The following is a 12,352-nucleotide window of genomic DNA, read 5'->3' as shown; positions in this document are numbered from 1 at the left end:
ATAAATACGAATTCCGTCTTTCACTTTGATTAATACCCGCTGTTTGCCAGATCAAATACCATTTATTACTACAGGAAATGAATACCCGTTGCTTTTTCTGCGAAATTCCAAAGTTTTATAGCTGCAGGTTTATTCATTGCATTCTCTTGTATGGTGGCTTGAATTGGGTAGCCTCGTAATCCACCTTCTTCCGGCTCATACATATTTCCATTTACAACATCATTAGAAACTGCTGCATAAAGCAATGATAAAGCCCCTTGCCATGGTTCCATAAATGCGCCAAGTCGCTCTTTACCAATAGCAATTTCTTCTTCACTCAAATGCCTGGTCAATGCGGTATTATTTGCACCGGGTTGTGCAGCAATTGATAAAACCTTCTGGCCTTTTACTTTTATTCTGCGACTCAATTCAACTGAAAAAATCAAATTAGCCAATTTACTTTGTCGATATTCCCTTATTGCATTATACTCCTTTTCTAACCTTAAATTATCAAAATCAATTTCTGCACCTTGATAGCCGTTACTGCTGACTGTAACTATCCGGGAATCCGGTGTTGCTAAGAGCGATGCATATAAAAGTCCGGTAAGTGCAAAATGCCCCAGAAAGTTTACGCCAAATTGCAATTCGTATCCCTGCTCTGTTTTTGAGGCAGGAGGCATAGCAACCCCTGCATTATTGATTAGCAAGTGTAAATGCGGATGTTTCTGAATAAACCACTCAACGAATTCATTTATCTGCGTTAGGTTTTCCAAATTAAGTTGGACAGCTTCTAATATTCCGTTCCCCCTATATTCCTTTATTTTTGCGATTGCCTGATGCGCCTTATTCAGATCTCTACAGGCCAGAATTACATGTGCCCCCTTTTCATATAAAGCAAGTGCTGTTTCAAAACCGATACCAGTATTAGCTCCTGTGACAATCGCTGTTTTACCGGTCAAATCAGGAATATTATTTTTCGTCCACATACATACATTATTTTACAAATTTATATGAATGCTTACGCCTTCAAAAGCAAGGATAAATTTATCCTCCTTTTACAATATAAGTAATGCTAATCAACTTTGACATTTAAAATCCTGGTAAACCCTTACCATATTAAGGTAATTGGTTAATTCCTCAATTGCCCACACAATCAATGTCAGGATGTTTTTCTATCCTTAAAATTCCCGGTTACCCGTTTCGCTAGTCGGTAGTTTCAGTTTGCTTGTAAAGCGGTTCAAATTAAAACTCAGATTGATCAGGAACACATCGGTTTCTGAAATATAATTCGTAGTGGTATAAAATGCAGGCCCCGAAGTAGTAATACGCTGTTTATTGGCACCCAGAAAGCCCATATTCATATTCTCCCATAACAGAGAAACTGTTAGACGACCTTTCATCAAACTCTTTTTAAACGAAGTATTGGGTACAAGGAACGCTCCGTCCTCTCCTTGAGCAGTGGGTCTTTTGGACAGGTAGTTGATATTAGCTTGAATACCCGAAGTCTTGCTAAGCTGGAAATTGGTGTTCACATTAAATGAGTAAGCCCATTTGTTATTAGAAATGGTAACTGGAACATTGAGGATTGAAGCAACTCCATGGATTTTATAATTGTACATATTGCCACCTATATACAGCGTCCACCATTTACAAAGGTTTAAATTCAATCCGGCCTCCACCCCCCAAAGGCGGGCAGCACCGGCATTAGTATAAACGCGGTTAAGGATAGTATCTGCATAAACACTGTTTAATCGCTGGATAGGGTTCTGAACATGCTGATAATAAATGGTACTGAAAAATAAGCCTTTATCAAATGTGTGGTTTACGCCTAGTTCAGCGAGGTCAACAAATTCTGGCAACAGGTCAGGATCGCCCGCCTCCAGTGTTTCGGAGTGCTCACGTTCCGGAATCGGATTGAGTTCCAGGTTGCTGGTGCGCTGTATCCGCTTACTATAGCCGGTCTTGAGTTCCCATGCTTTGTTGAAATGATACAAAAGGTTGGCAGCAGGAAACAAATTGGATAGGTTTAGGATGTGGGGATGAGCGTCATAGGATAAATGAACTGTCCTTGCCGCGTACTCATAACGCAGACCTCCATTATATTCCAGTTGACCTGCTTTGCCGGAGTACTGGCTATAAACCGAGTTGATCTCATTGATGGCGTCTGTGCTGCCTTTAAACTTAGCAATGTCAGGTTGCGAGGTTGCCGGAGTTACGAAGTAGTCGAAATCGCCGTGCTGGGTATCATGCCGGAACTGGTAACCGCTTTCCAGTTTACCCTGGCCAATAGTAATTGTATAGTCCAGTTTAAACCGGTATGCACTGATCGGACGTTTATAGGGATTGTTTACATATTGGATGGTATCATTGGTATTGGGGTATTTCAGATTGCGGTTCAAAGTTCCACCGTATAAGTTGTCATGTTCATATTGCAGCCCGGCCGTTAAGCTGGATTTATTGGCAAACATATGGGTATAGTCAAGGTTACCTAAATTAAAGGTACCCTCTTTGGTTTGCAGATTGGAGTTAAGGTAGGTTGTGCTGTTGATAAGCGCACCGGTGCTAAGGTTGGAGGTGCTGTTATGATACAGCAGATCTGCTAAGCGTGCCTGGTATCTTTTTCCACTGTAAAAACCGGCCGAGATCACATTATTGGTATTAGCAGTATAAATTATGGAAGTACGCCCGGCATAGTTGTAACGATCAAAGCTTCGCTCACCATTGGAGGGAAAGCGGGTGATTGTGTTACCAGTAATATTTTTGGTGTAAGCATTGCCTTCCCGGTATCCTTCATTGTCGTTACGTGTATAATTTCCCCCGATCGAAACATCCCATTTTTTCTTTTTAAAATTGATCGTTATATCCCCATTAAAGCGTTGCGGTTTTTTCAGATTATTATAATCAGTGGTACTTGGCAGTCCACCCTGGGCATTGGCAATTAATGTGAACCCGTCGTTAGCTCCCTTTTTAGTCATAATATTGATGATCCCACCGTGACCATCAGGATCATATTTCGATGAGGGCGCAGTGATTAGTTCAATATTGTCGATGGCGTTGGCAGGCAATTGTGTCAGCACAGTTTGTGCATCGGCCAGCACTGGTTTCCCATTAATCAGTACCATAAAACCTGCAGAAGCCCGCACACTGATGTCTCCCTGTGAATTGACTGTTACAGATGGCAGGTTTTTCAAGACATCGATAGCAGAGCCTCCTTTAGCAGATTCAAATTGCCCTGCATTATAACTTTGTTTATCGATCTTGTTCAATGCGGTTATTTTCTGTCCGGATATAGCGACTTCGTTGAGCATTTTAGATGAAGGTGTAAGCCGGATTATGCCCAGGTCAATATCCGAATTGCCAGCTACAATATTTTTTAGGTATTGGGGCTCGTAGCCAGGGAAGGTGATCTTTAGCATGTAGTTTCCCGGCGTAATCTTCCCGATCTTAAATATACCACTGGGGTTGCTGATACTGCCTGCTACCAGGCCAGAATCAATTGTGCTATACAATGCGGCACTTGCGTATTCCACGGGTGACTGACTTTGAGCATCGATGATCCTGCCTTTAATAATAGCATTTTGTGCCGAAGCAGTAAATATTCCAGATAATAAAATAAGGAGGCAGAGGAGTTTCATAATGGCAGATATTAAACCTCACAAAAATATTATCTGCCGCATCGTATTAATGGTAGCCTGCTATGCAATTATGGTATAATAAAATTAATGCCGCTTCGCAAAGGCCAGTTCCCGGTATATCCCCGGTGTAAGGTTGGTATACAGCTTAAAGAACTTTACAAAATGTGAGGGATCCGAAAATTCCAGGCTGGCTGCAATTTCTTTGATGGATAATTCTGTATTGGATAACAGTATTTTGGCTTCCAGTACAATACGTTCATTCAATATCATAGAAGGTGTTTTGCCGGAGGCTGTCTTGCAAATAGTATTCAATTGTGCGCCCGGCAAATGCAGCATTTCGGCATATGCCTGTATTTTTTTGATCTGTTGAAAATGTACATTGACAAGGCTTTTGAATTGGTAATAGATCGGATTGAAGGGCTTGCCATCCTGTAATTGCGCATTCGATTCTTCGGCTGCCTTTAAAAGGATCAGTTGTAAATAGGCTTCTAAGATAGCAGGGGAAGCAGAAGATTGATAGTCCTGGCAAAAGCATTTGACAAGTTCTAACAACATTGCGTTCTCCTTTAGCTGCATAAGCACTGGTAAGTTATACACGATCTCCAGGCTTTTACGGTTCAGTAATTCTTCGCGAAACAGGATCACATAGCCTTTAGGTATCCGGGTAAAATCCCAGCAATGGACCTGGCCAGGCTTCAGAAAATAGATCGACGGTGGCAGTACGTCGTAGCTTTGGTCATCAATAATATGGTAACCGGCACCATGTTCCAGCACGATCAATTCAAAATAATCGGCGTGCTTATGCGGCACTGTTGGCTTGATCACCTCTTTAAATGGACTGATCTTCAACAGCTGGTGACTATAGATCTTCGACTTAACAGGTATCGCTTTCATCAGTTACGAAGTTATCATAATCCTTTAAAAAACAAAAAGGCAGAGTATCCGGAGTTGCTCTCAAACCTATAAACTTTTTAATTGGATTGATGGCGGGTGCATCAGAGGGATTCGCCTCCCGGACATGCTATATTCAAATATCACTTAGATTTTTTGATGGAGAAAGGAGGATTGGATGGTTTGGGAGGCATTTAGGCTAAAATAAGTTAATAAAATCCCGAAGTTGGTATTTTAGTTTGAATTAAATAAAATGGCCGGACCTGTACTTTTAATGGTCTGGACCTCTCACCAAACTAATCTGGACGTTTGAGAAAACCTTCGTGTAGAAGCTTCAACTAATTTTACACCATAAAAAACACTTATGGCAAAAACAGTTTTAGTTACAGGAGCTTCTGCAGGAATTGGAAAGGCAACCGCAATTTTATTAGCGCAAAATGGTTACAATGTTTATGGCGCGGCACGAAGGATAGAGAAAATGCGGGATCTAAAAGAATATGGCATTCAGCCGATTAAATTGGACATCACGAACGACGGAAGCATTTTGGCATGTGTTGACTAGATCTTTAGTGAAGCAGGAAACATTGATATATTGGTAAACAATGCGGGGTTTGGTACAGGTGGCGCAATCGAGGATGTGTCAATAGAAGACGCCCGTTATCAACTGGAAGTAAACGTGTTTGGAGCAATGCGTTTAACGCAGTTAATATTACCCAAAATGAGAGAAAATAAATATGGTAAGATAGTAAACATCTCATCAATTGGTGGTAAAGTTGCATTGCCTTTGGCTGGGTGGTATCATGCCAGTAAGATTCCACGCCATAAAGTAATTAAGGCGCAATATAAAGCGAGTTCTATTGTATGTTTGTCAGATACCGTTTTATCGTTTGCTGGTTCCTGCGACTTATTGGTAATTTGTACCCTGCGATTAGAACCTGAGATTGCCCAAAGGTACTTATGTGATTTAAAGACACGATGTAGGACTTATGTATCTTTAAAAAAAGACCTTGTGGCAAACGCTCATTAATTGCTTTCAGGCTGGAGTATACTGTATATTTTCGTTCTGTAGTAACTATTTGTACATAGTTCAACATAGATTCAACAAATAATATATCTACATACGCTATTTTCTCTAAGCAATTATCGCATTTGACATATAAGTAGTCAGGATGTTCCAGGTTATTTTTTACAGTTAACGAACCACAAATTTTAACTTTTGCCTTTTCACAGGCTTTTGTAAAACGCTCAAACGTTACAGGTTTCATTAAGTAATCGGTGACGTTCAACTCAAATCCCTGCAAAGCATATTCAGGATAAGCGGTTATGAAAATAACCTGCTGGAACACATCATGCCGTTGTAAAAACTCAATACCACTCATCTGAGGCATTTTAATGTCCAGAAAAATCAGATCAACCACTTCGGTTTGTAAGATAGCTTTGGCTATAATTGGATTACGTGCTGTTCCTACCAGGTGTAAAAAAGGTATTCTCTCAATGTATCCTTCTATTTGTTTACGCACCAATGGTTCATCTTCTACAATTATACAGTTCATCATTGGTTTAAGATTAGATTTAGATAGATGTAATACTTATTATCAAGTTCTTTGGTGGTAAGTTCATATTTATTGGAATATAAGAGTTCCAGTCGCTGTCTTACATTCTGCAAACCAATTCCCGTGCTATTATATGTAGCAGATAAATGTTCCTTAACAGGGGCTGTATTCATACAATAAAAATGCAGCTTTCCATCTGTAAGCTGAATATCGATTTGTATGATATTCTCCCTGTTATCATCATCAGACACGTGCTTAAAAGCATTTTCAACGAATGGCATAAGCAGCAATGGAGAAATCGTCAAGTCGTTGCTATCTGCTTTTACATTTAAAATAGTAGTTGCTTCTGTACGTATTCGCTGAAGATTAAAGTAATTTTCCAGATGGATTAGTTCTTTGGACAAGGGAACAAAGTCAGCACTGCATTCATATAATTGGTAGCGTAATAAATCCGCTATAGTCACTAATGTAACCTTTGCCTGTGGCAAATCAAAATCTAATTGTGTATAGAGACTATTAAGAGAATTGAATAAAAAATGAGGGTTAAGCTGTGCTTTAAGGTAGGTCAGTTCCGCCAGTGAGTTGGCTTTTTCCATCTCATTAAGCCTACGTTGGGTATTCACACGATCAAGTGCCAGCTTTAAAGCACCTCCTCCTAACAAACCCAACAATGCAATGAAGAAACGATTATACTGTAAATCAGTGTAGTTCCATGAAAAATTAAAGTGAATGGGAACCAGCATGTGGTTCAAAAATAGCTTCATAACAAACGCATATCCGCCTGCCAGTAGTATAAGATATATTAACGATAGTACCAGCAGCTTTGTTACGTTCTTATGCTTAAAATAACGGGGCATCAGGTATGCATAAATGCCGTAAAAGGCACAAAGTATCAAACTTACATCGAGCGCTGAAAAGTAAAGACGGTTTCCCTTATCACTGATATAAAAATACGTGATCTGGTTCCATATAAAAAAGAACCCCAGCCAAAAGCTCACATGTAGTAGAAAACGTCGCATGAACCAAATTTATGAAAATGGCAAAAAAGTACATCCGTTTTATAGCAAATGTCTTATTTACAGGATTAACGGTAGTTATGCAAATGACATTACCTATTGTGAAAAGTATAAGGCCATTGGTATAATTTGAGATTACCATGTCAGACCAGTATTTAATTTTCACAAAAAAACATGAAAGCTATTATTGGATTGTTAATGCTAATCACCATAACTTTTCGTGGGATTGCCCAGGGAGTAGATACTGCCATGTTACTTGCTGCCACTTATTTCAGGCAAGCGGACTCCGCAAGCAGCCGAAATTTTATGTGGAAACATCCCCTTTATGGCCCTATGTTACTAGTTGATCCCCATTCCAGAACCACTTATGCAAATATGCCGGATAGCGCAGGGGCCTTTACCTTCATAACAGAAGGCTTGTACAAAGGGACGTTACCTCAGGAAGTGATGGTTGCCAATACATCTATAAACTGGCAAGGACGGTTGTGGGCAATTATATTATGGCCATTACCAGTTGACATGGAGGAACGACTAAGCCTTATGTTACATGAATCCTTTCACCGAATACAACATAAACTTGGGTTTCCTGCTCTTAGCCCGACAATAGACCATCTGGCAACTACTAATGGACGTATCTATTTTTTGTTAGAACTGCAGGCTTTAAAAACAGCCTTAGCCAAGCCCGTCGATCAGCGTAAGAAGGATTTGGTGAATGCACTGCTTTTTCGCAAAAAAAGACAGGAATTGTTTCCTTCAACATTTGACAACGAACGCTTGCTGGAAATAAATGAGGGACTAGCTGAATATACAGGAATGCTACTGGGTAGACTACCTGGTAATATAAGACAACATTTGTATAATGAGATTGATAAGGCTGACACCAGGTTGTCATTGATTCGATCCATGGCTTATATAACCGGTCCTGTTTATGGGTATCTGCTTTATGAGAAATCGCCAGGCTGGACACAGTCAGTCGACTCAAATTCTTCATTTCCAGCTTTGATCAAAAAATATTACAAAGTGGCTGTGCCTGAACAAACGACTACTTCTGTATTGGCTAAACTGGAAAAGCAGTACAAGGGAGATAGTATCATACATGCTGAAAAAATGAAAGAGAAAAACAGACGACAGCAGGAAGATATTTATACCCGTCTTTTTACTCATCAACCGGTGTTGGTCATCAACCTGGTGAAAATGAACATCGTGTTTAATCCTAACAATTTATTTGACCTGGGGGAATTGGGTACTGTATATCCAACCGCAGAAATAAATGATGTTTGGGGAAAGTTGAAGTTAGTGGATGGTGGTATGCTCATGAAGGACTGGAAAGTAATCACATTACCGGCAATGGATAGTCTACATGCAAAAGATAGTATTGTACAAGGTAATGGATGGCAGCTGCAACTAAATAAGGGGTGGCGAATTGAAAAAATGGACAGCTTACAATCAGCGTTGATCAGGAAGGAATAATTCCCGGATTGCCCACCTGTCTGGCAAGGTACTGTTAACGAAAAAGGGACCGATCATCTTTTCGATAATCAGGCTCTTTTAGCGGGCTGGGAGGGAAAATTTCCGAACCAATTTATGGATGGTTTATCCGAAATTCATGATTTTATTAGTAGAATTCCTTATTAAAACAACTATAGGCAATTGCACTGTACTTATCTATCCTAATATATCCAAGCTCCAAAACGAGGGAAATAACAACGCCCTGGTTTGATTAACGAAGATTAAGCTGTCAATTTTAGCCCCATATATGCATTAGCAGCTCTGTTGAGGGTTTAATTTCATATTTCTGGATCATAGCATGCATCAGTTAGTGATCAAAACTATTTATTAAACTATTTTCATAAAAAAGACGTTAAAACTGATTTCTGAGATCCTGATCATCCCAAATTTCCGGTGCCATCATAATGAGTATTGAAATTTTGCTAATGAAGGGTATCAAGATGAGGACATGGAATACAGTTGCTCTGACCTGGAATCAATTTGTAAAACGACTACATTCTTCAGGAAAAATTGCAAAGTATATCTGCTTTTGTGGTATAATCTGAAATGTTAATTTAGTTATACATTGCAATCATATTTCAAAATCTGATTCGGCGAAAAGTGCTTTAACATCTCAATAGATGATAAAGTACTTTTCATTACTATTGCTAAGACTTCCAGGAATTCTCTAAACATGATCTGATAGATTTTGAATCCTTTTGCCATAAATTAATCTTTAAAGATAAATGAGTTGCTGGCAAAGGTAGGCATTTCACCTGTGGACTGGCGATTATAACAAACCAGGGACTGTATAAAATACAGCCCCTAGTTTCATTTATACTCCATAATTTTTTCAAACGACAATGTTGTCAGCCATGAATGCTGTTGAAAATGTTCAATACGAAACGCCCTATAATCTTTCTTGTGCAACTTTTGCATCAGCACATTATTATAGAAATTTCCAATTTTCAGCCTCAGATCTACTAATGGATAATTATATATGGCCTTGTTAAATATTACTTTTTCTATTTCTGCACACAGATAGCCTGCCGTCATCAATTCATGATTAATTAAAGAACGATGCCACCTGTTCCAAAAGTTAAAGATCACTTGCGAAAACAACTTTGGTTGACCGGCATAGTTATGCTCTTGGTAAACTAAAGGAAGTTTATGCTCCTTACATTTTGCAACAAAGTATTGTAAACAAGGACTGATATATTTCCTTTCGTCGAAATATGAAAGCAGTTCCTGATAATTTTCCGGACGGCCCACTACAATCGATAGGTCAACCTGACGAAGCGTAATGAATAATTCAAGGATTTTATCATATTCAATTACCGTTTTTTTCATAATGAATTTTATATAAGGTTTTATTCCATTATCCATTTAATATAATCCCAGATTCTAAATCTTGGATTTGCATTAGAAATATTTAATGGTTGCCCTCGGACAGTTTCATCTGTTACAATCCTTACTGCATTTCCTGTTCCCCCGGAACTCGGAGGTTCAGTGAGCAAGGTACCGGAAATTTCAAATTCCACATATGCTCCTTTATTTGCCTGTCCAAGATCAGCTTTATATGCAGGAACAAAAGGCTCCATTTCCACATCGACTCCAATGGGATTTTCCGCATAATCTTCAAAATTGAATTGATAAGGCATATGAGCAAAACCCTCTGTTAAGGAAGTATACACCCTGATCGTATCCTTTAAAACTTTGTATATAGCGAGATTTTTAAGTATCTGCGTGCTATCAACATGGCGATACCCGTTTAAATGATTAAAAGCCATCCAGTCAGTAGACAGGCTGGTTAAATCGTGTAGATAATCCTCAAACAACTGGATCATCTTGAGTAGCCCGTTGTGCATGTACTATTCCTGCTGATAAAACCACAATTAATAATATACAGATATTTTTCATATTTATTTATTATTGTACAGAAACGGGTACATAACCTCTTACGTCTTTACCTCCTCCAGACCAAAAGTAATTGAAGACTTCCTTAAAGAAGCACTTATAGCATTGTATTATGAAATGAACAAAGATAATTTTGAACAGCAGAAAATTTTAAAGGCCCGTCATAGAGAGGTAGATGAAAAGATCGATACTTTAGAGGAAAGCAAATTTACCACCGGTTTTGGTCAAAAAGTTTTATCTTCGATATAAGTCATGAAAAAGCTTACTCGCTATACAAACATTAGAGACCTAAAGGCAAGTAATAGCCAACAGCAGCCTCAACAGTCTGATTTAAAATATGAATCGGATTTAAGAGAATTTATTGCTATAATGAAACAACATTCTTCTTCTCCAAAGCAATCTAAGCGAAATAATTCCTCCAATAAGTCAAAGTAATGGAAAATAAGTTACTAGCAAGTGTTTTGAAAGTATGTAGCATACTTAATAAACATTCTGTTCAATATATAGTAGTTGGTGGAACCGCGGTTGCCTTGCATGGCTATTTTCGCTTGTCACATGACTCTTCCGGAGCTGTCATGGAAAAGCATGATCTTGATTTTTGGTATAATCCAACTTACGATAATTATTTTAAACTCCTTAATGCACTGGAAGAATTAGGGAGGGATGTAACTGAATTTAAAAACGAAATTGCCCCTAATCCGAAAAGATCATTTTTTAGATTTGAAGAGGAATATTTCAAAATGGACTTTTTGCCTGAACTGCTTGGCCTCTCTAGATTTCGTTTATCCTTTGAAAATAGAAGTGTTGCAGAGATTGATGACATTGAAGTGCCATACATAAGTTATGAAGATTTACTTAAAAGTAAATTAGCATTGGCACGAGAAAAAGATATAGATGATATTGAGCAGCTCAAAATCAGGAGAAGCCAGTCTGAAGAATAAATCAGCCCAATCGATATATTGAATTTCGAACTTCTCAAAACATTAAATAGTAAGGGTATAGCACTCATTAAACTCTAATCAAAAAACCGCCTTCAATCGAAAGACTTGAAGGCGGTTTTTTTTACGCAAAGGATATAAGTATCCGGAAAAGGTGCATAGTAGTTTTGTAGGGTCAATAAGACGACCACAATAAACTATAAACGGTGAAAAAGACAGTTTTAATTACTGGTGCCTTCTCCGGATTGAAATACTTCAGCAAAATGGATAGAATGTAATTGCATGTTCAGGACAGCGAATTAACAGCTTCTTCCGCATTCAGTAACTCCGTAACCGTCTGGTGCAACTGCGTTTTGGCAAATGGTTTTTTGAGAAAAGCATCAGCACCATTTTCCAGCGCTACATCCTGCGCGGCCGCATCAACACCAGAGATCATGATCACTTTTACAGTGGGATGTTCCTTTTTTACAACGCTAAGAAAGTCGATACCAAAACCGTCAGGCAGTCGATTGTCTAATAATATTAAAGAAGGCTTTTCCTGTAGAAGATATTCCTCAGCTTTAGCAATGCTTTGCACATGTTCTACTTTCGTTCCATTCCCTTCCAGTAGTATGTTTAGAAGCATGCACAGGTCACCTTCGTCATCAATGATCAATATTTTGTGGGGAGTAGTTTTAGTTTTCATACTTGCATTTTTAATTGTGGTTAGTGAATAAAAAAAGCATGCCAAATAGTAAGATTGTTAAAAATTAATATGTCCAGAGCGAAAACAATAATAAGCACTTCAGGACGGCATTACAGGCACTGGCTGGAAAATTTTACCCAGCGGTTATCGACGCAAACAACAGTTCGATTACTAGTTGAATCAATTTGATGCGGTTGAAATAAATAACTCGTTTTACAAGTTTTCACCCCGGCAATTTCACCCATGGACC

10 protein-coding genes and 1 pseudogene are annotated in these 12,352 nt (G+C 38.7%); 3 read left to right on the top strand and 8 right to left on the bottom strand.

Translation table 11 applies throughout. The features are described 5' to 3' along the window. Positions 1-68 precede the first annotated feature (68 nt). The 3 genes from BW716_RS10815 to BW716_RS10805 all read right to left on the bottom strand — a co-directional run bounded on the left by BW716_RS10815 (position 69) and on the right by BW716_RS10805 (position 4,508). The gene (locus BW716_RS10815) at positions 69-965 is read right to left on the bottom strand and encodes an oxidoreductase (protein WP_083722557.1); all 897 of its coding nucleotides are present in this window, start codon (positions 963-965) and stop codon (positions 69-71) included. A gap of 192 nt (positions 966-1,157) precedes the next feature. Next, complete coding sequence (locus BW716_RS10810) at positions 1,158-3,614, bottom strand: TonB-dependent receptor (RefSeq protein WP_083722556.1); 2,457 nt, start codon at positions 3,612-3,614, stop codon at positions 1,158-1,160. Between the two features lie 84 nt (positions 3,615-3,698). After that, positions 3,699-4,508, bottom strand: a complete 810-nt coding sequence (locus BW716_RS10805) for a helix-turn-helix domain-containing protein (RefSeq protein ID WP_083722555.1) — start codon at positions 4,506-4,508, stop codon at positions 3,699-3,701. Between the two features lie 361 nt (positions 4,509-4,869). Between BW716_RS10805 and BW716_RS38035 the strand changes: the two are divergent. After that, positions 4,870-5,307: pseudogene (locus BW716_RS38035) on the top strand (SDR family NAD(P)-dependent oxidoreductase); the annotation flags it as partial. A gap of 52 nt (positions 5,308-5,359) precedes the next feature. Here BW716_RS38035 and BW716_RS10795 read toward each other — a convergent pair. Together BW716_RS10795 and BW716_RS10790 are read right to left on the bottom strand one after the other, a co-directional pair. Beyond that, positions 5,360-6,061 (bottom strand): LytTR family DNA-binding domain-containing protein, encoded by a 702-nt coding sequence (locus BW716_RS10795; protein WP_083722554.1) that lies wholly within the window; start codon positions 6,059-6,061, stop codon positions 5,360-5,362. Further along, on the bottom strand, positions 6,058-7,077 hold the full coding sequence (locus BW716_RS10790; RefSeq protein WP_083722553.1) for a sensor histidine kinase: 1,020 nt from the start codon (positions 7,075-7,077) through the stop codon (positions 6,058-6,060). Before BW716_RS10790 ends, BW716_RS10795 begins: the two co-directional genes overlap by 4 nt. 171 nt (positions 7,078-7,248) lie before the next feature. Between BW716_RS10790 and BW716_RS10785 the strand changes: the two genes are divergently transcribed. Further along, the gene (locus tag BW716_RS10785) at positions 7,249-8,544 is read left to right on the top strand and encodes a hypothetical protein (RefSeq protein WP_083722552.1); all 1,296 of its coding nucleotides are present in this window, start codon (positions 7,249-7,251) and stop codon (positions 8,542-8,544) included. 849 nt (positions 8,545-9,393) lie between these two features. On the opposite strand, the gene BW716_RS10780 is transcribed toward BW716_RS10785, so the two are convergent. Together BW716_RS10780 and BW716_RS10775 are read right to left on the bottom strand one after the other, a co-directional pair. Then, positions 9,394-9,912 carry a hypothetical protein gene (locus BW716_RS10780; protein WP_143708822.1) on the bottom strand — a complete coding sequence of 173 codons (519 nt, stop codon included), beginning with the start codon at positions 9,910-9,912 and terminating at the stop codon, positions 9,394-9,396. 20 nt (positions 9,913-9,932) lie between these two features. After that, on the bottom strand, positions 9,933-10,409 hold the full coding sequence (locus BW716_RS10775; protein ID WP_143708821.1) for a hypothetical protein: 477 nt from the start codon (positions 10,407-10,409) through the stop codon (positions 9,933-9,935). A gap of 504 nt (positions 10,410-10,913) precedes the next feature. Here BW716_RS10775 and BW716_RS10770 point away from each other — a divergent pair. Beyond that, the gene (locus BW716_RS10770; protein ID WP_143708820.1) at positions 10,914-11,420 is read left to right on the top strand and encodes a nucleotidyltransferase; all 507 of its coding nucleotides are present in this window, start codon (positions 10,914-10,916) and stop codon (positions 11,418-11,420) included. A gap of 283 nt (positions 11,421-11,703) precedes the next feature. Here BW716_RS10770 and BW716_RS10765 read toward each other — a convergent pair whose 3' ends face one another. Then, positions 11,704-12,102 (bottom strand): response regulator, encoded by a 399-nt coding sequence (locus BW716_RS10765; RefSeq protein WP_083722548.1) that lies wholly within the window; start codon positions 12,100-12,102, stop codon positions 11,704-11,706. Between the last annotated feature and the right edge of the window lie 250 nt (positions 12,103-12,352).

The sequence above is a fragment of the [Flexibacter] sp. ATCC 35208 genome, assembly GCF_001975825.1.
Taxonomy (GTDB): domain Bacteria; phylum Bacteroidota; class Bacteroidia; order Chitinophagales; family Chitinophagaceae; genus Chitinophaga.
Note: the sequence above shows the minus strand (reverse complement) of the source record. Positions and strands in the feature narration are given on the sequence as shown.